This is a genomic window from Desertimonas flava, assembly GCF_003426815.1.
Lineage (GTDB): Bacteria > Actinomycetota > Acidimicrobiia > Acidimicrobiales > Ilumatobacteraceae > Desertimonas > Desertimonas flava.
This window is the reverse complement of record NZ_QKYK01000020.1, coordinates 32,684-52,651: the sequence shown is the minus strand read 5'-3', so window position 1 is coordinate 52,651 and position 19,968 is coordinate 32,684. Positions and strand designations below refer to the sequence as shown.

Below are 19,968 nucleotides of genomic sequence, written 5' to 3'. Positions count from 1 at the left end.
GTGCCAGCCCCACCCCGCTTCCGAGATAGTGCCTGGCACTATCTCGGAGCGGTTCGGTTGCCGGAGTTCAGCGAGCGCAGCGAGCGTCCTGAGGTCCGGGCGGTGAAGGTCGGCGGAGCGCTAGCTGCCGAGGCTTCAGCCGAGCCGGCTTGTCGGCCGGCCGTTCGCGCGGCCTGCGTGGCCGGGGAACCCAATTGACATGGTGAAGGGGGTCGGCGTCGACGTGGTCGACGTCGAACGATTCCGGCTGTCGCTGCAACGTACTCCGTCGATGCGCGAGCGGATTTTCGTCGCCGAGGAGCTGGAGTACGTCACCCCGAAGTCCGACCCCGTGCCCTCGCTCGCCGCCCGCTTCGCGGCCCGCGAGGCGGTCATGAAGGCGATGGGCGTCGGGCTCGGCGCGTTCGGCTTCCACGAGGTCTGGGTGCGGGTCCAGCAGGGCGGCGAGACCAACGGGGCGCCGTCGTTGATGGTCACAGGCAAGGCACTCGACCTCGCGATCGCCAGAGGGATCGGCCGCTGGCACGTGTCGCTCAGCCATGACGGCCCGGTCGCGATCGCCCAGGTCGTCGCCACGTGAGCCCGGTCGTCACGCCCGCCGAGATGGCGGCGATCGACGCCGCCGCGCCCGAGCCGGTCGACGTCCTGATCGACCGGGCCGGCGCCGCCGTCGCGCGTACCGCCCGGCGGATGCTCGGCGGCACCTACGGCCGCGTGGTCAACGTCGTCGCCGGCAAAGGCAACAACGGCAACGACGGGCGGGTGGCCGCCGCGGTGCTCGCCCAGGCCGGGGTGAAGGTGCGGATCTTCACCGCAACCGATGCGCCAGCGGTGCTCCCTGCGTCCGATCTGGTGATCGACGCCGCGTACGGCACCGGCTTCCGCGGCGAGTACGCCGCTCCCGACCCGAGCGGCGCGCCAGTCCTGGCCGTCGACATCCCGAGCGGTGTGAACGGCCTTACCGGCGCTGCCGGAGAGGGCGCGGTGACCGCGCAGCGCACGATCACGTTCGCCGCGCTGAAGCCGGGCCTCGTGTTCGGCGCCGGCAAGCAGCTCGCCGGGATCGTGGAGGTCGCCGACATCGGTCTCGATGTCACGCGAGCGGCCGCTCACGTGATCGAGGCCACCGATGTCGCCCGATGGCTCCCCAGCCGGGCCGCCGACGCCCACAAGTGGCACACGTCGCTGCGCATCGTGGCGGGCAGTTCCGGCATGACGGGTGCGGCCCGGCTGGCGACGGCAGCGGCGATGCGGGCGGGCTCGGGGATGGTGGTGGTCTCTGTTCCCGGCGCCGGCGCCGTCGACCTGCCGGTCGAAGCCGTGGGCCGGACGCTCCCCGCCACCGGCTGGGCCGACCCCGCCCTCGACAGCATCGAGCGGTTTCGCGCGGCGATCGTCGGACCCGGGCTCGGTCGCGCTCCGGGGACGGCCGGCGACATCGCGCGATTCGTCGCCGCAGCACCGACACCGCTGGTGATCGACGCCGACGGGCTCGTCGCCCTCGGTGCCGCGGTCACCGACTTCGTGAACCGCCGCGCCGCTGCCACCGTGCTCACGCCGCACGACGGCGAGTTCGAGGTGCTGTCCGGATCTCCGCCGGGTCCCGATCGCATCGAGGCCGCTCGCTCGCTCGCCGCCCACACAGGCGCCGTCGTCCTGCTCAAGGGTCCGACCACCACGGTCGCCGACCCGTCCGGAGCGGTTCGCCTCGTCGCCGACGGTGACCAGCGCCTGGCCACCGCCGGCACCGGCGACGTGCTCTCCGGCATCATCGGTGCGCTGCTCGCCGGTGGGGCCACCGCGTTCGACGCCGCCGCGGCCGGGGCCTGGCTCCATGCCGCCGCCGCCAACAGCATCCCGGCGGCGGGTCTCGTGGCCAGCGACGTGATCGCCGCGCTGCCATCGGTGCTCGCCGCGATCGAAGAGCACGGGAGCCCGCGGTGAGCGGGTCTCACCGCTGGGCGTGGGTCGAGATCGATCTCGACGCCATCGCCCACAACATCCGGTGTCTCCGTGACGTCGTCGCCCCCGCCGACGTGTGGGCGATCGTCAAGGCCGATGCCTACGGGCACGGCGCCGTCGAAGTGGCCCGCGCCGCGCTCGATGCCGGGGCGAGCGGGCTGGGCGTCGCCCTGGTGAGCGAGGGCGTCGAGCTCCGCCGGGCCGCCGTCGAGGCGCCGATCCTGGTGCTCAGCGAGCAACCGCGGGAGGCCGCCCCTGACATCATCGCCCACGGCATCACGCCGACCGTGTCGACGACGGCCGGCATCGATGCCATCGCCGCCGCGGCTGGCGACGCGGGCGAGACCGGAGTCTCGGTCCACCTCAAGATCGACACGGGCATGCATCGCGTCGGCGCCCGCCCCGACGAGGCCGCCGAGCTCGCCGAGTACATCGCCGCCACCGGCTGCCTCCACCTGGCCGGCCTGTTCACCCACCTCGCGGTGGCCGACGAGCCCGATCGTCCCGACACGGCTGCCCAGCTCGACATCTTCGACGCCGTTCGGGCCGCCCTGCCGCCAGTGGACCTCGTCCACGCCGCCAACTCGGCGGCGGCGCTGGTGCACCCGCGGGCGCATCACTCCTTCGTGCGTGCGGGCATCGCCGTCTACGGCATCTCGCCCGGACCCGGCGTCGACGACGAGGCCGCCATGCTCCGGCCCGCACTCTCGCTGAAGGCGCGGGTGTCGTTCGTCAAACGCCTGCCGGCGGGTGAGCGGCTGTCGTACGGCCTGCGGTACGCCCTTCCCGTCGACGCCAACATCGCCACCGTCCCGCTCGGCTACGCCGACGGCGTGCGACGCAACCTGTCGGGCCTCGGCGTCGACGTGCTCATCCGCGGTCGGCGTCACCCGATCGTCGGCACGGTGACCATGGACCAGCTGCTCGTCGACTGCGGCGACGCCGACGTGGCGGCCGGCGACGAGGTCGTGTTGATCGGCGAGCAGGGCGGTGTCGGCCTCCGCGTGGAGGACTGGGCGGGCCCGCTCGGCACGATCGGCTACGAGATCACGTGCGGCCTCAGCGCACGCCTGCGCCGTATCCACGTCCACCGGGCCGGCACCGACTCGTCCACCGGTGACGGGCGGTCGCCGCAGTAACGTAGATACGCCGTGTCGCCACCCGCTGCCCGCCTCTCCCTACTCGCGTCATCGGTGGCGTCGACGCACGCCATCGCCGGTGAGCTCGCGGCCGTCTGTCGCCCCGGCGACATCGTCGTGCTGGCCGGCGAGATGGGCGCCGGCAAGACGGCGTTCGCCCAGGGATTCGGGCACGCCCTCGGCGTGACCGAACCGATCACCTCACCGACCTTCACGCTCGTGCACAGCTACGACGCCACCGTGCTCGGCACGCCGATCACCCTTCATCACGCCGACATCTACCGGCTCGAGCAGTTCGCCGAGGTCGCCGACCTGGCGCTCGGCGAACTGGCCGAGTTCAAGGGCATCGTGCTCGTCGAGTGGGGCGACGTGGTCGCCGGCTCACTGGGTGAGCACCTCGTCGTCCGCTTGGACTTCCCCGGCGACGAGGACGCAGCCGGAGACGACGAGGACGACACGGTCGCCGACGTCGAGCCGCCGACCGGTCGCTGCATCACGATCTCGGCGACGGGAACGTCGTGGGCCCGTCGCTGGCCGTCCGTGACGTCCCGTCTCGCCGCACTCGGGTTGCCGTCATGTTGATTCTCGGGATCGAGACGGCCACGCCGCAGGTGAGCGTGGCGATCGGAGGTCACGAGGGCGTGATCGGGCTGTTCGAGATCGCCCGCGGCCGGCGGCACGCCGAGACGTTGATGCCGGCGATCGACTTCCTCTGCACGCAGACCGACATCGAGATCGGCGAGATCAGCGTGGTCGCCGTCGACATCGGCCCCGGTCTCTTCACCGGCATGCGGGTCGGCCTCGCCGCCGCCAAGGCGCTGGCGCAGGCGTTGCGCATCCCGATGATCGGCCTGTCCTCACTCGATCTGCTGGCCTTCCCCCACCGGCAGTCCGATCGAGTCGTCGTCCCGGTCGTCGACGCGCGCAAGGGCGAGGTGTTCTACGCCATGTACCGGCAGGTGCCCGGCGGCCTGCAGCAGGTGGCGGCGCCCCGGGTCGCCGGGGTGGACGAGCTCGTGGCCGACCTCCTCGCCCGCAGCCAGGAGGTGCTCTGCGTGGGCGACGGAGCACTGCGCTACCGCGACGAGATCTGCGACGGCTATCGCTGCGAATTCGCCGACGAGGCATCACCGAGCGCCGGCCCGCTCGTCCAACTGGCCCACGCCAAGGCGCTCCGCGAGGAGTGGGCCCAGCCGGCCGACATCCACCCGCTCTACCTGCGCGCCCCCGACGCCGAGATCAACTGGTCGACCCGTGCCGCAGCAGGAGGCACACCGTGAGCATTCTGGACCGGATGCTGGAACGTGCGGTGACGCGGCCGGTGTCCATCGACCCCATGCGCACCCGCCACATCGGCCAGATCATGGACATCGAGCGCGTCGCCTACCCGAAGCCGTGGTCGGCGCAGGTGTTCCACGACGAGTTGCGCGAGGAGCGGTCGGGGCGGCGGCTCTATCTCGTCGCCCGGCGCGGCACCCGAGTGCTCGGGTACGCCGGGGTGATGTTCATCGACGATCAGGCGGGCGGCGAGGCGCACGTCACCAACATCGCCGTGCACCCCGACGAGCGTCGCACGGGCGTCGCCACGCGCCTGATGGTGGCGCTGGCCAAGGCGGCCGTCAGCCGCGGGTGTTCGGCGTGGACGCTCGAGGTGCGGGCGAGCAGTCACGGGGCGCAGGAGCTGTACCGGCGTTTCGGGTTCGTACCCGCCGGCATCCGCAAGAACTACTACGAGGGCAACACCGACGCCATCGTCATGTGGTGCCACGACATCCAGAGCCCTGAGTACGCCCACCGCCTCGGGGAGCTCGCGCGATGAAACCAATCGACGAGAACACGGTCGTGCTCGGGATCGAGACGAGCTGCGACGAGACCGCTGCGGCGATCGTGCTCGGAGGCAGCGACATCGCGTCGAGCGTGGTGAGCTCGCAGATCGAGCTGCACGCGGCATTCGGCGGGGTCGTCCCCGAGGTGGCCAGCCGGGCCCATCTCGACCTCCTCAACCCCGTCGTCGCCCGAGCGATCGTCGAGGCCGGCGTCGAGGAGTCCCGCATCGACGCCGTCGCCTGCACCGTCGGTCCGGGCCTCATCGGCGCCCTGCTCGTCGGCGTGTCGGCGGCCAAGGCCCTCGCCTACGCGTGGGGCGTACCGTTCGTGGCGGTCAATCACCTCGAGGCGCACCTCTACGCGGCCCTCCTCGATGACCCCTCGATCGAGTTCCCGATCGTCGTGCTGCTCGTGTCCGGTGGTCACACGATGCTGGTCGAGATGCGTGCGCCCGGCGAGTACCGGCTCCTCGGCCAGACGATCGACGACGCCGCCGGCGAGGCGTTCGACAAGGTCGCCCGCTTCCTCGGCCTCGGCTATCCGGGCGGGCCGGCGATCGAGACGACGGCCCGCGACGGCGACCCGTCGGCGATCCGGTTCCCGCGGGCGATGCGGGACGCTGGGCTCGACTTCAGCTTCTCGGGGCTCAAGACGTCGGTGATGAACTACGTGCGCAAGCACCCCGACGTGGCGACGGCCGATGTGGCTGCCTCGTTCCAGGACGCCGTGGTGGACGTGCTCGTCGACAAGGCGCGGCGAGCGGCGGCCGAGATCGACGCCAAGGGCATCGCCCTCGGTGGTGGGGTGGCGGCCAACGGCGTGCTGCGGGCGGCGATGTCGGCCGCCGCTGCCGCCGACGAGCGGCGGGCCTATCTCCCGTCGCGCGAGATGTGCACCGACAACGCGGCGATGATCGCCGCCGCCGGCTGGCACCGCCTGCGTCTCGACGGCCCGTCGCCGCTCGACACCGGCGCCATTCCCAACCTCCGCCTCGTCATCCCCACCTGAGCCTCCGGGCCAGCTCGAGTTCCTGTACTGATCTTTCGTCACGGGTGACGAGAAACCAGTACAAGAAGTTCGGTCGGTAGCGTCGAACGGCGATGGAACTGCGGATCGGTGACTTCGTGCCGGCGGCGCCGGTGGTGCTGGCCCCGATGGCCGGCGTCACGAACGCGCCGTTCCGCGCCCTGTGTCGCCGGTTCGGCCCCGGCCTTGTGTACGTCAACGAGATGGTGATGGCCACTGCGGTCGTGCATCGCAACCCGAAGACCGACACGATGATGCAGTTCGGTCCCGACGAGCAGCCCCGCAGCCTGCAGATCTACGGCTCCGACCCCGAGATGCTGGGGCGGGCGGTCGATCGGGTGTGCGGTGACGGCATCGTCGATCACGTCGACCTCAACTTCGGCTGCCCGGCGGCCAAGGTGACCCGCAGGGGCGGGGGAGCGGCGGTCCCGGCCAAGCCGGCCCTGCTCGCCGCCATCGTTCGCGCTGCCGTGCACGCCGCCCAGCCGTACGGCGTGCCGGTGACCGCCAAGTTCCGCATGGGCCTGTTCGACGACCTGCTGACCCACCTGCGCGCCGGAACCGTCTGCGCCGACGAGGGCATCGCGGCGATCGCCCTGCACGCCCGGACCGCCGAGCAGCACTACGCCGGCGACGCCCGCTGGGACGCCATCGGCGAGCTCAAGGCCCACGTGTCGTCGATCCCGGTGCTCGGCAACGGCGACATCTGGGAGGCCGGCGACGCCGTGGAGATGATGCGCCAGACGGGCTGCGACGGGGTGGTGATCGGTCGTGGCTGCCTCGGCCGGCCGTGGCTCTTCGGCGACCTGCTCACCGTCCTCGGTGCCGGCCCGCGTGGCCCAGAACGCAGTGACGGCGAGGCCCCGGCGTCGCGCCCGCTCGGCGACGTGATCGACGTGATGGCCGAGCACGGCCGGATGCTGGCCGAGCACTACGCCCACGGGAACGTGGCGCCCGGCCGCAACAGCGGCGAATTCATCGCCATGCGCGACTTCCGCAAGCACACGGCGTGGTACTTCACCGGCTACCCGGTGGGTCCCGAGGTGCGGCGCCGGGCGGCGATGGTGTCGTCGATCGCCGAGCTCGACGACATCCTCGGCGGACTCGACCGCTCCCTCACCGTGGTCCCGGGTGGCGAGCGCATCAAGCGCGGCCACACCAACGGACCGATCAAGGTGTCACTGCCGGCCGGCTACCTCGACGACCCGTCGGCGCTCGAGCACGACGTCACCGTGCCCGACGACAACGACGTGATGGCGCTCTCCGGCGGCTGATCTGTGCGACCTAACGGTCGGTGCCAGGCGAACCGTCAGGTTCACGCGTTACGGAAGGTGCCTGGCACCTACCGTAACGCTCAGCCGACGCCGCCGGCTCCACCGCCGAGGTAGAGCTCGCCACGGAGTTCGGGGTCGAGGTCGGGGCCGCCGCGCAGCGGTGCACCTGGGCCGGCGAGGATGCGACGACGCACGGCGCCCGACACCGTGTCGACGAGGATCGTGATGACGATCATGACCACCATGCCGACACCGGCCACGCCGAACTCCTTGAACCGCAGGTTGAGGACCACGAGCTCGCCGATGCCGCCGGCGCCGACGGCGCCGAGGATGGCCGACACCCGGATGTTGATCTCGAAGCGGTAGAGCAGGAACGAGGCGATCTCCGGCATCGCCTGGGGCAGCACGCCCCAGCGCACGCGGTCGAGGCGGCCGGCCCCGGTGGCGTCGGCCGCCTCCAGGGGCCCCTTGTCGATGCCCTCGATCACGTCGGCCGTGAGCTTGCTCATCGTGCCGATCGAGCCGATGCCGATGGCGATCACCCCAGCCGTCTTCGACAGGCCGAGGACGGGAATGACGGCCAGGACGAGGACGATCTCCGGGATCGCCCGCAGCACGTTGAACACCTGCCGCGATCCGAACGCCACCCAGCGGCCGACGACGTTCTCGGCGCCGAGCACACCGAGCGGGATGATGAAGACCGACGCGAACAACGTGCCGAGCCACGCGATGGCGATCGAATCCCACATCGCCGAGAGCGCGTCGCCGACGTAGTCCCACGACGCGTTCTCCACCATCAGGCGGACGACGCGCCGCCACATCTCGACGGGCGCAGTCCACACCTTGCTCCACCGCACGTCGAGGCCGGTGATCGCCCACGTCGCCGCGCCGACGACCACGGCGATCGACACGATCAGGCCCCACCGGACGGGCGGGCTCGGCCGAACGGTGCCGGGACGCCCCGGAGTCGCCGACGACGTCATACAAGCCTCCGCCGCAGCAGCGTGGAGATGCGGTCGATCACGAACACGACGGCGATGAACATCACGGTGATGCCCCACATCCGCTCCCAGTCGTTCTGCCCCTGGAAGAACTGGATGCGCTCGCCGATGCCACCGGCACCGACGAAGCCGAGCACCGCCGAGCCGCGGATGTTGAGCTCGAAGGCGTAGAGGACGAACGACGAGTAGGCGGGGAGGATCTGGGGGATGACGGCGGTGCGGAGCATCTGCGTGCGTCCCGCGCCGGCGGCGTCAGCGGCCTCGAGCGGGCCGGTGTCGATGCCGTCGATCGTGTCGGCCGTGAGCTTGGTGACGACGGCGATCGTGAACATGAAGAGGGCGAGGAGACCCGCCAGCTTTCCGATGCTGACACCGGCGACGAACAGCATCGCCCAGAGGATCTCGGGCACGGCGCGGACGATTCCGGAGACGAGGCGCACAACTCCACGAAGCGGGAGCCAGGGCGCACCGAACCTCGTCGAAAGCAGCGCGAACGGGAGCGCCACGATCGATCCGGCGATGCTGGCCAGCACGGCCATGCGCAGCGTGTCCATGAACGCCGCCCGCGACCGGGGCGAGAAGATCTGACTGAGTTCGGCGTGGGGCAACGCTTCGAGCACCGGGTTCTTGTTGCCGATCGTGTCGAAGATGTCGGCGACGGAGAACTCGGTCGCCCGAACTGCCAGGACCGTGATCGTCACGGCGGCAACCCCGAGACCGATGCCGAAGAGGCCGGGCCGCGGCTTGCGCGGCCGTGCGTGCCGCGCCGGCAGGGTGGCGGGGCGAGCCGGCTCGCCGGGCGCGATGGCGGTGTCGGTCACAGTGCGGCGGCCGACTTGTCCATCGTGTCGTCGGCGGTGAGGCTGCGGCCGTAGATCCGCTCGAACACCGTGGCGTCGGCTTCGGCGCCCGTCCCGTCGAAGACGAGTTCGCCCGAGCGGAGGCCGACGATCCGGTCGGCGTACTTGGTGGCGAGGTCGAGGAAGTGGAGGTTGACGATGGTGGTGATGCCCAGCTCGCGGTTGATGCGCTGGAGATCCTTCATCACGACGTGACTCGTCGGCGGGTCGAGCGACGCCACCGGCTCGTCGGCGAGGATGATGCTCGGCTCCTGGGCCAGGGCCCGGGCGATGCCGACCCGCTGGCGCTGTCCCCCCGACAGGTTCGACGCCCGGACGTAGGCCTTGTCGACGATCTCCACACGCTCGAGCGCCTGGAGGGCGAGCTCCTTGTCGGCCGCCGGGTAGGCACCGAAGATCGTGCGGTAGGTGGGCACCTTGTGGAGCCGCCCCATCAGCACGTTGTTGAGCACGGTCGTGCGGTTGACGAGGTTGAAGCTCTGGAAGATCATGCCGATGCCGGCCCGGAGGTCGCGCAGGCCGCGGCCCGAGAGCCCCGACACCATCGTGCCGTTGACCTCGAGGGTCCCCGAGGTGAGCGGCACCAGCCCGTTGATGGCCCGCACGAGCGTCGACTTGCCGGCGCCCGACAGACCGACGACGACGACGAACTCACCGTCGGCGATCTCGAGATCGAGATCCTTCATCGCATGCACGCCACCCCCGTAGGTGACGCTGGCCTTCTCGAAGCGGATCATGCAACCCCTCGTGCAAACGGTCGTGGAAAACGGCGCCGGGCCGGATCGTTCGTGAGAACGACCCGGCCCGACGAGACGTGAACGCTCAGTTCTGCCCGGGTGACGTCACTCGAGCAGGTCGGAGAGCTGAGCCCGCAGGTCGCGGATGACGTCGAAGTCGGCCCCATCGACCGGCGTCAGGCCGTCGATGTCGTACACCTCCGAGAGGACGTCCGGATCGTTGGCGGCGATGTCGAGGAAGGCGGCGGTGATGGCCTCCTTGAGATCCTCGGGCAGGTCGCCGGCGACGGCGAAGCCGTCGTTCGGGATCGGGAACGACCAGGCGAAGACGACGACCTTCTCACCCACGTCGGGGTACTGGTCGACAAGGGTGGTGCGGGCGTCGTTGAACGAGACTCCGACCGACGCCGTGCCGTCGTACACGGCCTGGACCGCCGCGTCGTGGCCACCGGCGAAGATGGTCTCGATGTCGTCCTGCGGGTCGACGTCGGCGTTGAGCAGTTGCAGCGACGGCACGAGGTACCCCGATGCCGAGCCCTGGTCGACGAAGGCCACGGTCTGGCCGGCGACGTCGGCGAGGTGGTCCTCACCGATCGGGCCATCGGACGGACCGGTCGCGTCGAGCACGCCGTTGCAGAAGAGGAACCCGGACTCGGGATCCTCGACCGGCGTGTCCTCGCAGAACGTGTCGGGGTCGTTGGTGAACCACTGCGTGACGTACTCGTAGCTGCCGAAGCGCTCGGACTGGAGGATGAGCTCGGCGCCGGCATCGTCTTCGGCCTGCACCATCTGCACCGGGCCGAGGCCGCCGGCGATCTGTGCCTGACCGGAGGTCAGGGCGGTGATCACACCGGCGAAGTCGGACGGCACGATGGGCTCGACGTCGATGCCCAAACGCTCGGCGAGGGCCTCGGCGAGCGGTGTGGCGGTGTCGATGAGACCGCCCGCCTCCTGCGACGGGGTGAGCGTGAACGTCAGCGACTCCGGCCAATCCGGACCCGGGGTGACCGGGAACGTGATGCCGCCCGCGACGTCGGACCCGGCGGGCTCGCTGCCCTCGCTGGGACCGGTGCTCGCCGTCGGCTCCGTCGTGGCGGCCGGCTCGGTGGTCTCGGCGACGGCCTCGGTGGTGGCGGCCGGTTCGGTGGTCTCGGTGACGGCCTCGGTGGTGGCGGCCGGTTCGGTGGTCTCGGTGACGGCCTCGGTGGTGGCGGCCGGTTCGGTGGTCTCGGCAGCGGCCTCGGTGGTCGCTGTCGGCTCCGTCGTGGCGACCGCTTCGGTCGTGGCAACGGCTTCGGTGGTGGCGACCGCTTCGGTGGTGGCGACCGCTTCGGTGGTGGCGACCGCTTCGGTGGTGGCGACCGCTTCGGTGGTGGCGACCGCTTCGGTGGTGGCAACGGCTTCGGTGGTGGCGACCGCTTCGGTGGTGGCGACCGCTTCGGTGGTGGCGACCGCTTCGGTGGTGGCAACGGCTTCGGTCGTGGCCACGGCTTCGGTCGTGGCCACGGCTTCGGTCGTCGCGGCGGCCTCGGTCGTCGCGGCGGCCTCGGTGGTGGCAGCAGCCTCGGTGGTCTCGGCGGCAGCCTCGGTCGTCGCAGCGGCCACCGTCGCGTCAGCGCCCTCGGTGGTGGCAACGGCCTCGGTGGTCTCGGCGGTGGTCACCGCGACAGCGTCGGTGGCCTCGGCTTCCGTGGCGTCGGCAGCAGCCTGGGTCACCGCTGCCGGTGTGGTGGCCTCGCCGGCCGCGTCATCGTCGTCACCGCAGGACGCGAGCGCGAGTGCGCCGACGGCCGCGATGGCGATGAGCGAACGATATTTCATCGTGTGGTCCCTTCCATCTCCCTGATCCTCCCCCAAGAGGGGTTTGTGACGGCGGACCCGCCACTGGCTCGGCCGCTTAACTTAGCCAACCGCTGGTCATCCGGCGACTGGTTCGTCACGAGCGGCGCGGGCGGACGCTCAGAGGCCGCCCACCAGGGCGCGAAAGGCCGGCCATCCGTCGACGTCGACGGCGCCGTCGAGCGGCGTGTTCCAAGGCCTCACCATGCGGCACACCGTCGCCGCCGGCCGACGCGACACCAGCTCCGGCAGGACCAGGGGCGAGTCGTCGAGGTACACGTCGCACGCCACCGTCGACTTCCGGTGGCGGAAGTGGATCTCGCGCGTGGGCACCTCGTGATCGGCCAACCAGCGGAGTGTGTCGGGCACCGCCCAGTCGGGCTTGGCCGTGATGATCACGATCTCGTGCTTGGCGCCGGCCAGCTCTCGAAGGGTGTCCACGGCACCGGGGAACGGTTCGAGGTGCCGGAACACCGACGGTCGGTCCTCGCTGCCCTGGGCCCAGCGCCAGAACGCCTCCATGTCGGCGAACCCGCACAGTGTGTGCAGGTTGTCCCACTTGATCTCGGTGTCGATCGCGGCCAGGTCGCTGCCGAAGTCGTCGCGGTGACGCGCCATCCAGCCGGCGTTGAAGTCGCAGATCACTCCGTCCATGTCGATCCCGAGTCGCATCCCGACGAGTCTGCCTCGCCACGTCGGCAGACTGACGCCGTGACCCTTCCCCACCCGGCCGTGGCCGCCCTGACTCGTCCGCTGATTCTCGCCTCGGGGTCGCCGCGCCGTCGCGAACTGCTGGCGCAGCTCGGCGCCGAGTTCCGCGTGGAGCCGCCCGACGTCGACGAGACCCCGCGTCCGGGGGAGGCGGCTGTCGACCTCGTGCGGCGACTGGGTCACGACAAGGCGACGGCGATCGCCACGGCCCGACCGGACGCCGTGGTCGTCGCCGCGGACAGCGTCGTCGACGTCGACGGCGTGGTCCTCGGCAAGCCCGGGAGCGACGACGAGGCCCGCAAGATGCTGCGTCTGCTGTCGGGGCGTTGGCATCACGTCCACACCGGCGTGTCGGTCGCCGCGGGCGGGCAGGTCCGAACGGAGGTGGTGAGCACGTCGGTCGAGATGACGGCGTTCGGCGCCGAGCAGATCGACTGGTACGTCGGCACCCGGGAGCCGCACGACAAGGCCGGCGCCTACGCGATCCAGGGCCACGGCGGCGCCTTCGTCACGCGGATCGAGGGCAGCACGAGCAACGTCGTCGGACTTCCGCTCGCCGAACTGGTCGCGTTGCTGGCGGCGCTGACGACCTGGCTGCCGGCCGGGCGGCGGTGATCGTGGCCGGCGTCCGAACTCCGGCGAAGCAGGGCGTTTAGCACTCTCACCCCGCGGTTGCTAACGCGGCGTGTCGCAGCCTACGCTGGCACTCGCACCAGCCGAGTGCTAACCGTTCTCGGACGCATCCTGTTCCGACACGATCACGCCAATGGAGGCATGAATCCCATGAGCCTGAAGCCGCTCGATGACCGCATCGTCGTCCAGCCCAACGAGGCCGAGCAGACCACTGCCTCGGGTCTCGTCATCCCCGACACCGCCAAGGAGAAGCCGCAGCAGGGCAAGGTGCTCGCCGTCGGTCCGGGCAAGCGGGCCGAGAACTCCGGCGAGCTCATCCCGCTCGGCATCGAGGTCGGCCAGACCGTCCTCTACTCGAAGTACGGCGGCACCGAGGTCACCGTCGACGGCAGCGATCTGCTGATCCTGTCGAGCCGTGACGTCCTCGCGATCGTCGACTGAGGCAGACCATGGCCAAGATTCTCAAGTTCGACGAGGACGCACGCCGCGCCCTCGAGGCGGGCGTCAACAAGCTCGCCGACGCCGTCAAGGTGACGCTCGGCCCCCGCGGCCGCAACGTCGTCCTGGACAAGAAGTGGGGAGCCCCCACGATCACGAACGACGGCGTGTCCATCGCCAAGGAAGTCGAGCTCGACGACCCGTTCGAGAACATGGGCGCCCAGCTCGTCAAGGAAGTGGCGACGAAGACCAACGACGTCGCCGGTGACGGCACCACCACCGCCACCGTCCTCGCCCAGGCTCTCGTGCAGCGTGGTCTGCGCAACGTCGCCGCCGGCGCCAACCCGATGGGCCTGAAGAAGGGCATCGAGAAGGCCGTCGCCGCCGCCGTCGCGTCGATCCAGTCGCAGGCCAAGGACGTCGGCGACAAGACCGACATCGCGGCCGTCGCCACGATCTCGGCCGCCGACCCGTCCATCGGCGAGGTCATCGCCGACGCCATCGACAAGGTCGGCAAGGACGGCGTGGTCACCGTCGAGGAGTCGAACACGTTCGGCACCGAGCTCGAGTTCACCGAGGGCATGCAGTTCGACAAGGGCTACCTGTCGCCGTACTTCGTGACCGACCCCGAGCGTCAGGAAGCCGTCCTCGAGAACCCGTACATCCTCATCCACCAGGCCAAGATCTCGACGGTGCAGTCGCTGCTGCCGTCGCTCGAGGCCGTGATGAAGACCGGCCGCCCGCTGGTCATCATCGCCGAGGACATCGAGGGCGAGGCGCTCGCCACCCTCGTGGTCAACAAGATCCGTGGCACGTTCAACGCCGCGGCCGTCAAGGCCCCGGGATTCGGCGACCGCCGCAAGGCGATGCTCCAGGACATGGCCGTCCTCACCGGCGCCCAGGTCGTCAGCGAGGACGTCGGCCTGAAGCTCGAGAACGTGACGCTCGACCTGCTCGGCACGGCCAAGCGCGTCATCATCACCAAGGACAACACCACCATCGTCGACGGTGGCGGGGAGAAGGACGAGGTGAACGGTCGCGTCAACCAGATCAAGGTCGAGATCGAGAACACCGACTCCGACTGGGACCGCGAGAAGCTCCAGGAGCGCCTCGCCAAGCTGGCCGGCGGCGTTGCCGTCATCAAGGTCGGCGCGGCCACCGAGGTGGAGCTCAAGGAGAAGAAGCACCGCATCGAGGACGCCGTCTCGGCCACTCGGGCCGCCATCGAGGAGGGTGTGGTCGCCGGTGGCGGCACCGCTCTCGTCCGGGCCCGCGCCGCCGTCGCCACCGAGGTCGAGAAGCTCGAGGGTGACGAGGCCACGGGTGCTCGCACGGTGTACGAGGCGCTCGTCGCCCCGGCTCGCAACATCGCCGAGAACGCCGGCCTCGAGGGGTCGGTCTGGGTGGAGCAGGTCGAGAAGGCCAAGGGTGCCAACGGCCTCAACGCCGCCACCGGCCAGCTCGAGAACCTGGTGAAGGCCGGCATCATCGACCCGGCCAAGGTCACCCGGGCGGCGCTGCAGAACGCCGCGTCGATCGCCGCCCTCGTCCTCACCACCGAGGCGTTGGTGGCGGACAAGCCCGAGCCCCCGGCACCGGCCCCCGCCGGCCCGCCAGGTGGCATGGGCGGCATGCCCGGCATGATGTGAGTCTCAGAGGGGGGAGCAAGCTCCCCCCTCTGGAACCCCCTCACTGTTCGAGCGAAAGAGCGGCCCTCAAAGCAGGGCCGCTCTTTCGCGCTGAAATCCTTCTCCTCCGTCAGCGCGAGTTGCATGTCAACTCGTGATGTCTCCATCTGCACTGCCCACGAACCTCGCTCCGCGCGTTGGTCATCTCGTGACGGGTGATAGACGTCTCGCTCATGGGTCACGAGGATGACATCGGAATCGGCGTGGTTCGGGACGTCGGCGAGGGCTTCACGGCTGAGCTGGCGGAGTTGTGGTATCGGGTGTCGGTGGCCGGGGGATCGGTGGGATTCGGGACGCACGTGGAGCGGGCCGCGGTCGACCCGGTCGCGGCGCACATCGCCGCCGAGGTGGCGGCCGGGCGCACCACGCTGCTGGCGGCCCGGCGTGACGGTCGCCTCGTCGGCACCGTCCGTCTCGAGCCCGGACCCGAGCCGGTCGTGCGGCACCGGGCGATGCTCAAACTGCTGATGGTCGATCCCGACTTCCAGCGATCCGGCCTCGGACGCCGCCTCGTCGACGCCGCCGTCGCGGCGGCGGCCGACGCCGGCATCGAGCAGCTCTATCTGTCGGCGCGCAGCCGAACCGGGCTCGAGGAGTACTACTCGCGGCTCGGGTGGCGCGAGGTCGGGCGATTCCCCGGAGCCATCCGGGTCGCCGACGGCGACGACCGCGACGAGGTGTGGTACTTCCGTCCGGCGGTGACGTGAGGAGGGGCGAGCGACGACGAGGTCGGCTGGCGTGGGCGGTGGATGGGCTCGATCTGGCCGGCCATGAGCGCGTGCTCGAGATCGGTGGGGGAACCGGTGCCGGCGCCGCGCTCGTGCTCGACCGGCTCGAGACCGGCTTCCTCCTCTGCATCGACCGGTCGGCCGGCGCCGTGGCCAAGGCGGCGGCGCGACATGTCGGCGCGGTCGCCGCCGGTCGCGCCGCGTTCGAGGTCTCGCCGTTGGCCGACTTCGAGGCCGTCTCACCGTTCGACGTCGCCCTGGCCATCAACGTCAACGTCTTTTGGACGGGGGAGGCGGAGCGCGAATGCGCGGCGTTGGCCGCGGCACTGCGACCGCACGGCGCGGTCCACCTCGTGTTCGAGACACCCGGGGCACTGGACGACGCCCTGCTCGAACGAGTCGCCGCGAACCTCGGGCGCCACGGGTTCGCCACGACCCTGTTGCGGAGCGACTCGCCGGCCCTCGCGACCGTCATCGGACGCCTCGCCGCCTGAACGTACCGAGTAACAGATGGTGCCAGGCACCATCTGCTACCCGGGCACCGGCCCACCTCGGCGGTCGACCCGATACGTTCTCGGCGTGGTCGCCGACGACAAGCGAATCGACAAGGCGCAGCGCCCGTTCTGGCTGCACCAGGGCGCCGAGTACGTGCTCGGACTGATGCTCGTTGCGGGTGGAGTACAGAACCCCGAGCCGTTCTTCCCGGTGCTCGCCGGCGGTCTGATCGTGGTCAACGCGGCGATCGTGACCGGCCCGCTCGGCGCCTGGCGGGCGGTCGGCCGACCCCTTCACCGATGGCTCGACGTCGGCGTCATGGCGGCGATCGCCCTCGCCGCCGTCCTGCCGTTCCTCGAGATCGACAACGCGTCCCGCCTGATGATGCTCGGCGTCGTGGCCGTGATGGCGTTGATGTGGGCGACCACCAACTTTCGCAACCCCGGTCCCCGTGTCCGTCCGGCCGGCGCTCCGGTCGATCGCAGCGAGTCCATCGGCCGTGCCGCCGGCCGGCTCGTCAACCAGGGGCGGGCGTTCGCCCGCAAGCGCCGTGACGGCTGAACACCAAGGCTCACGACCGCTGCTGACGACGGCTGCTGACGTCTGGAGGCAGCCGGTAGCGTCACCCCCATGGCGTTCGACACCCCTCCGCCCGATCTCACCAAGCTGATCACGGCATGGGAGCAGTGGGAGGCCGGCGAGGAGCTGCCGGGCAAGGTACTCGCCAACCTCAAGACCGCCGGTCTGCCCGAGGTGCTGCGCCAGCTCAGCGAGTCCGGGTGGACGCCCGCTGACTGACAGCCGCACGCGCCGCCCGGGCGGTGAGCAGGTGATACCTCGCCCGCACGCCTGGTCGGTGCTCGACGCCCCACCGCCGGCCCCGTATCCGCTCGAGGTGAGCACCGAGGACGTGGTGGCGGCTCTGGCCGCCTCGCCATCGAGCCGGCCGGCCACCTACGAGGGGCCTGACGCCCGCCCGGCCGCGGTCCTGGTGGCTCTCGCCGACGGGCCCCACGGCGATGCCGGGGTGCTGCTGACCCGGCGGTCACGGAAGCTGCGCAGCCACTCGGGCGAGATGAGCTTTCCCGGCGGTCGCCTCGATCCGGGGGAGACGGCCGAGCAGGCGGCCCTCCGCGAGGCCAACGAAGAGGTCGGCCTCGTCGCCGCCGACGTCGAGGTCGTCGGCGAGCTCAACCATCTGGCCACCGTCGTCAGCCGCAGCTACATCGTCCCCATCGTCGCCCGCGTTCCCGCCCAGCTCGATCTCCAGCCGACTTCGATGGAAGCCGAGCGCGTCCTCTGGGTGCCGCTGCGCGAACTGGTCCGTCCCGACACGTGGCGCGTCGAGCGATGGGGCGAGCCGCCGACGTCACGGCGCATCTACTTCTACGAGCTCGACGACGAGACCGTCTGGGGCGCCACCGCGTCGATGCTCACCGATCTCCTCGGCCGCCTCGCCCGCTGACACGTTCGCAGCCCCGGCCACAGCCAGCGGAGCCTCCAAGGGGGAGTGAGGCGCCGATCGTCCCGGCTTTCGGCACGATCCCAGCCTCACGCGGAGCACGGGCGGCGGGTCACCCGGCCGGGACGGGCGCGACCAGGGACTGGAGGAGCTCCCACGCGGCGCGGACGTGGCGGCGCTGGGTCTGCGCGCCGCCGACGGAGAAACGCAGCACCGGGCGGTCGTCGAGCACCGTGCGCGTGAACAACACCCGCCGGGTCGCGTTGGCGTCCTCGATCAACCGTTCCGTCGCCTCGTCACCGCCGGCGCGATCGGCCACGCGCAGGCACACCAGGTTGAGCGGGTGGGGCGCGACGATCTCGAAACGGGGGTCGTCGGCGATCCATGCGGCGAGTTCGGCGGTGATCGTGACGTGATCGCGGATGCGCGCCTGGAACGTGTCGATGCCGTCGAGGCGCAGACCGAACCACAGCTTCAGCGATCGGAACCGGCGTCCGAGCGGGATCTGCCAGTCCCGCAGGTCGACGGCCGCGCCGGCCGCGGCCGCAGCCGAGCGGAGGTACTCGGGCAAGATGCTCAACGCGCCGAGCAGTGCCGAGCGGTCCGCCGTCCAGTAGACGTCGCAGTCGAAGTTGATGCCCATCCATTTGTGCGGATTGGTGCAATAGCTGTCGGCGGACTCGAGGCCGTCGTTGACCCAGCGGTACTCCGGGGCGAGGGCGGCGATCCCGGACATCGCGGCGTCGACGTGCAGCCACATGCCGTTGGCGCGTGCGATCTCGGCGATCGCCGGGGTCGGATCGAACGCCATCGACGAGGTCGTGCCCCGTGACGAGCAGACGAAGAACGGCACCAGACCGGCCGCGCGGTCGGCGGCGACGGCCTCGGCCAGTGCGTCGGGTCGCATGGCGAACGTCTCGTCATGGGCCACGATGCGGGTCTGGGCGGTGCCGATGCCGGCGATCCGCAGACCCTTCTCGAGGCTCGAGTGCGCCTGCGAGGTGATGTAGGCGACGAGCTTGGTGGTGTCGCCATCGTTGTTCACGCGGCCGCTCGTCGCCCGCCAGCGGGCCGAGAGGATGGCGACCAGCGTCGCCTCGCTGGCCGTGCCCTGGATGACGCCGCCGCCGTCGCTCGTCGAGAGGAAGCGGTCGGGGAGTCCGAGCAGCGCGGCGAGCCAGTCGACGACGCGGATCTCCAGCTCGGTGCATGCCGGCGAGGTGACCCAGCTCATCCCGTTGACGCCGAGACCGGCCGAGAGCAGTTCGGCGAGGATCGAGGAGTACGAGCTGTTGGCTGGGAAGTAGCCGAAGAAGCTCGGATGCTGCCAGTGCGTGAGTGCCGGCACGATCGTCGAGTCGACGTCGGCGAGGACGCTGGCGAAGTCGTCGACGGTGTCGGGCGGCGCCTCCGGCAGCGCGGCCAACACATCGCCCGGAACGACGTCCGACGTCACCGGCCGGGACTCGACGTTCGCGACGTACTCGGCGATCCAGTCGACGAGCTGGTGGCCGGCGCGGCGGAACTCCTCTGGCGTCATCGCGCCAGTCTGGCGTGCCCGCGAAGTGGACGACGCGACCGAGGAGTTGGAGCTCGTTGCGCCGACGGCCCGAGGCGTCGGGCGGTCGGGCAGTGAGCGTCAGGATGCGTTGAGGGCGCGGTCGCGTTTGCGGACCGACACCACCAGTCGCCAGCCGATCAGCGCCATGCCGCCGGCGATCACGCCGAACGTCAGGCCCTGCCGCCAGCCGCCCTTCGCCTTGCTGCCGCAGTTCGGCCGTTGCACTGCGCCGATGCATTCCGACAGGTTCTCGCGCTCGGGCATGAAGTCGTTGTTGGCGATCGCCGCGCCCGCCGCACCGACCGACACCACGGTCTCGTCGCCCTCGGCGACCGCCGCCGGGACCACCGAGGCGGGCGGTGCGGAACCGTCGGGCGGGGTGGATGCCTCGACCGCCCCCGACGTCAGCGTGGCGACGGCCAGGGTGACCAGCAGGATGGCGACGAACGAGAGGAGGCCGCGGCCGAGGTCGGGCCGCGATCCGGGGCGAGGCATGCAACCGGTCTACCGGAATCGAACCGAATTCACCCAGACGTCACCTGCCGACCAGCGGTCGGAGCGAATACGATCGGAGCCTTGAGCGACAC

23 protein-coding genes are annotated in these 19,968 nt (G+C 70.8%); 16 read left to right on the top strand and 7 right to left on the bottom strand.

The window, feature by feature from the left end; genetic code table 11:
• The first annotated feature begins 199 nt into the window (after positions 1 to 199).
• The 8 genes from DN771_RS19810 (at position 200) to dusB (ending at position 7,228) form a co-directional block, all read left to right on the top strand.
• Positions 200 to 580, top strand: a complete 381-nt coding sequence (locus DN771_RS19810; protein WP_116999295.1) for a holo-ACP synthase — start codon at positions 200 to 202, stop codon at positions 578 to 580.
• Positions 577 to 1,944: an NAD(P)H-hydrate dehydratase gene (locus DN771_RS19805; protein ID WP_116999294.1), complete on the top strand. Its 1,368-nt coding sequence runs from the start codon at positions 577 to 579 to the stop codon at positions 1,942 to 1,944. The genes DN771_RS19810 and DN771_RS19805 overlap by 4 nt, the downstream gene beginning before the upstream one ends.
• Entirely contained in the window at positions 1,941 to 3,101 is a 1,161-nt protein-coding gene (gene alr / locus DN771_RS19800) for an alanine racemase (RefSeq protein WP_116999293.1), read from the top strand. Before DN771_RS19805 ends, alr begins: the two co-directional genes overlap by 4 nt.
• A gap of 12 nt (positions 3,102 to 3,113) precedes the next feature.
• Complete coding sequence (gene tsaE, locus DN771_RS19795) at positions 3,114 to 3,683, top strand: tRNA (adenosine(37)-N6)-threonylcarbamoyltransferase complex ATPase subunit type 1 TsaE (protein WP_116999292.1); 570 nt, start codon at positions 3,114 to 3,116, stop codon at positions 3,681 to 3,683.
• Complete coding sequence (gene tsaB / locus DN771_RS19790) at positions 3,677 to 4,381, top strand: tRNA (adenosine(37)-N6)-threonylcarbamoyltransferase complex dimerization subunit type 1 TsaB (protein ID WP_116999291.1); 705 nt, start codon at positions 3,677 to 3,679, stop codon at positions 4,379 to 4,381. The genes tsaE and tsaB overlap by 7 nt, the downstream gene beginning before the upstream one ends.
• Positions 4,378 to 4,920, top strand: a complete 543-nt coding sequence (gene rimI, locus DN771_RS19785; protein WP_116999290.1) for a ribosomal protein S18-alanine N-acetyltransferase — start codon at positions 4,378 to 4,380, stop codon at positions 4,918 to 4,920. The genes tsaB and rimI overlap by 4 nt, the downstream gene beginning before the upstream one ends.
• Positions 4,917 to 5,936 carry a tRNA (adenosine(37)-N6)-threonylcarbamoyltransferase complex transferase subunit TsaD gene (gene tsaD, locus DN771_RS19780; RefSeq protein ID WP_116999289.1) on the top strand — a complete coding sequence of 340 codons (1,020 nt, stop codon included), beginning with the start codon at positions 4,917 to 4,919 and terminating at the stop codon, positions 5,934 to 5,936. Before rimI ends, tsaD begins: the two co-directional genes overlap by 4 nt.
• A 92-nt stretch (positions 5,937 to 6,028) precedes the next feature.
• Entirely contained in the window at positions 6,029 to 7,228 is a 1,200-nt protein-coding gene (gene dusB, locus DN771_RS19775; RefSeq protein ID WP_116999288.1) for a tRNA dihydrouridine synthase DusB, read from the top strand.
• A gap of 80 nt (positions 7,229 to 7,308) precedes the next feature.
• Here the strand turns inward: dusB and phnE are convergent, their stop codons facing one another.
• The 5 genes from phnE to DN771_RS19750 form a co-directional block, all read right to left on the bottom strand.
• A complete protein-coding gene (gene phnE, locus DN771_RS19770; RefSeq protein ID WP_116999287.1) occupies positions 7,309 to 8,211 on the bottom strand; it encodes a phosphonate ABC transporter, permease protein PhnE in 903 nt (300 codons plus the stop codon).
• Complete coding sequence (locus tag DN771_RS19765) at positions 8,208 to 9,050, bottom strand: PhnE/PtxC family ABC transporter permease (protein ID WP_116999286.1); 843 nt, start codon at positions 9,048 to 9,050, stop codon at positions 8,208 to 8,210. The genes phnE and DN771_RS19765 overlap by 4 nt, the downstream gene beginning before the upstream one ends.
• Positions 9,047 to 9,826: a phosphonate ABC transporter ATP-binding protein gene (gene phnC / locus DN771_RS19760; RefSeq protein ID WP_116999285.1), complete on the bottom strand. Its 780-nt coding sequence runs from the start codon at positions 9,824 to 9,826 to the stop codon at positions 9,047 to 9,049. Before phnC ends, DN771_RS19765 begins: the two co-directional genes overlap by 4 nt.
• 105 nt (positions 9,827 to 9,931) lie before the next feature.
• Complete coding sequence (locus DN771_RS19755) at positions 9,932 to 11,647, bottom strand: phosphate/phosphite/phosphonate ABC transporter substrate-binding protein (protein ID WP_116999284.1); 1,716 nt, start codon at positions 11,645 to 11,647, stop codon at positions 9,932 to 9,934.
• A 138-nt stretch (positions 11,648 to 11,785) separates the two neighbouring features.
• The gene (locus DN771_RS19750; protein ID WP_116999283.1) at positions 11,786 to 12,337 is read right to left on the bottom strand and encodes a 5' nucleotidase, NT5C type; all 552 of its coding nucleotides are present in this window, start codon (positions 12,335 to 12,337) and stop codon (positions 11,786 to 11,788) included.
• Positions 12,338 to 12,376: 39 nt separating this feature from the next.
• On the opposite strand from DN771_RS19750, the gene DN771_RS19745 reads away from it, so the two are divergent.
• The 8 genes from DN771_RS19745 to DN771_RS19715 all read left to right on the top strand — a co-directional run bounded on the left by DN771_RS19745 (position 12,377) and on the right by DN771_RS19715 (position 17,823).
• Positions 12,377 to 12,991 (top strand): Maf family protein, encoded by a 615-nt coding sequence (locus tag DN771_RS19745; protein ID WP_227462417.1) that lies wholly within the window; start codon positions 12,377 to 12,379, stop codon positions 12,989 to 12,991.
• Between the two features lie 159 nt (positions 12,992 to 13,150).
• Positions 13,151 to 13,450, top strand: coding sequence for a co-chaperone GroES (groES, locus tag DN771_RS19740; protein WP_162942168.1), 300 nt, complete (start codon positions 13,151 to 13,153; stop codon positions 13,448 to 13,450).
• Positions 13,451 to 13,458: 8 nt separating this feature from the next.
• Positions 13,459 to 15,096, top strand: coding sequence for a chaperonin GroEL (gene groL, locus DN771_RS19735; protein WP_116999281.1), 1,638 nt, complete (start codon positions 13,459 to 13,461; stop codon positions 15,094 to 15,096).
• Between the two features lie 212 nt (positions 15,097 to 15,308).
• Positions 15,309 to 15,842, top strand: coding sequence for a GNAT family N-acetyltransferase (locus tag DN771_RS19730; RefSeq protein ID WP_116999280.1), 534 nt, complete (start codon positions 15,309 to 15,311; stop codon positions 15,840 to 15,842).
• A 38-nt stretch (positions 15,843 to 15,880) separates the two neighbouring features.
• Positions 15,881 to 16,357: a methyltransferase gene (locus DN771_RS19725; protein ID WP_162942167.1), complete on the top strand. Its 477-nt coding sequence runs from the start codon at positions 15,881 to 15,883 to the stop codon at positions 16,355 to 16,357.
• Positions 16,358 to 16,442: 85 nt separating this feature from the next.
• Positions 16,443 to 16,919 (top strand): hypothetical protein, encoded by a 477-nt coding sequence (locus tag DN771_RS19720; protein ID WP_116999278.1) that lies wholly within the window; start codon positions 16,443 to 16,445, stop codon positions 16,917 to 16,919.
• 69 nt (positions 16,920 to 16,988) lie between these two features.
• The gene (locus tag DN771_RS29690; protein WP_162942166.1) at positions 16,989 to 17,156 is read left to right on the top strand and encodes a hypothetical protein; all 168 of its coding nucleotides are present in this window, start codon (positions 16,989 to 16,991) and stop codon (positions 17,154 to 17,156) included.
• A gap of 31 nt (positions 17,157 to 17,187) precedes the next feature.
• On the top strand, positions 17,188 to 17,823 hold the full coding sequence (locus DN771_RS19715; protein ID WP_162942165.1) for an NUDIX hydrolase: 636 nt from the start codon (positions 17,188 to 17,190) through the stop codon (positions 17,821 to 17,823).
• 109 nt (positions 17,824 to 17,932) lie between these two features.
• On the opposite strand, the gene DN771_RS19710 is transcribed toward DN771_RS19715, so the two are convergent.
• Both DN771_RS19710 and DN771_RS19705 read right to left on the bottom strand, forming a co-directional pair.
• Positions 17,933 to 19,360 carry a pyridoxal-dependent decarboxylase gene (locus DN771_RS19710; RefSeq protein ID WP_116999276.1) on the bottom strand — a complete coding sequence of 476 codons (1,428 nt, stop codon included), beginning with the start codon at positions 19,358 to 19,360 and terminating at the stop codon, positions 17,933 to 17,935.
• Between the two features lie 99 nt (positions 19,361 to 19,459).
• A complete protein-coding gene (locus tag DN771_RS19705) occupies positions 19,460 to 19,876 on the bottom strand; it encodes a hypothetical protein (RefSeq protein WP_116999275.1) in 417 nt (138 codons plus the stop codon).
• Positions 19,877 to 19,968: the final 92 nt, after the last annotated feature.

What these genes read in the sequence shown, in the direction of transcription:
- DN771_RS19810 (WP_116999295.1), top strand. Translation starts at nt 200, where the DNA reads ATGGTGAAGGGGGTCGGCGTCGACGTGGTCGACGTCGAACGATTCCGG.
- tsaB (WP_116999291.1), top strand. Translation starts at nt 3,677, where the DNA reads ATGTTGATTCTCGGGATCGAGACGGCCACGCCGCAGGTGAGCGTGGCG.
- tsaD (WP_116999289.1), top strand. Translation starts at nt 4,917, where the DNA reads ATGAAACCAATCGACGAGAACACGGTCGTGCTCGGGATCGAGACGAGC.
- dusB (WP_116999288.1), top strand. Translation starts at nt 6,029, where the DNA reads ATGGAACTGCGGATCGGTGACTTCGTGCCGGCGGCGCCGGTGGTGCTG.
- phnE (WP_116999287.1), bottom strand. Translation starts at nt 8,211, where the DNA reads ATGACGTCGTCGGCGACTCCGGGGCGTCCCGGCACCGTTCGGCCGAGC.
- phnC (WP_116999285.1), bottom strand. Translation starts at nt 9,826, where the DNA reads ATGATCCGCTTCGAGAAGGCCAGCGTCACCTACGGGGGTGGCGTGCAT.
- DN771_RS19755 (WP_116999284.1), bottom strand. Translation starts at nt 11,647, where the DNA reads ATGAAATATCGTTCGCTCATCGCCATCGCGGCCGTCGGCGCACTCGCG.
- DN771_RS19750 (WP_116999283.1), bottom strand. Translation starts at nt 12,337, where the DNA reads ATGCGACTCGGGATCGACATGGACGGAGTGATCTGCGACTTCAACGCC.
- groES (WP_162942168.1), top strand. Translation starts at nt 13,151, where the DNA reads ATGAATCCCATGAGCCTGAAGCCGCTCGATGACCGCATCGTCGTCCAG.
- groL (WP_116999281.1), top strand. Translation starts at nt 13,459, where the DNA reads ATGGCCAAGATTCTCAAGTTCGACGAGGACGCACGCCGCGCCCTCGAG.
- DN771_RS19730 (WP_116999280.1), top strand. Translation starts at nt 15,309, where the DNA reads ATGGGTCACGAGGATGACATCGGAATCGGCGTGGTTCGGGACGTCGGC.
- DN771_RS29690 (WP_162942166.1), top strand. Translation starts at nt 16,989, where the DNA reads ATGGCGTTCGACACCCCTCCGCCCGATCTCACCAAGCTGATCACGGCA.
- DN771_RS19710 (WP_116999276.1), bottom strand. Translation starts at nt 19,360, where the DNA reads ATGACGCCAGAGGAGTTCCGCCGCGCCGGCCACCAGCTCGTCGACTGG.
- DN771_RS19705 (WP_116999275.1), bottom strand. Translation starts at nt 19,876, where the DNA reads ATGCCTCGCCCCGGATCGCGGCCCGACCTCGGCCGCGGCCTCCTCTCG.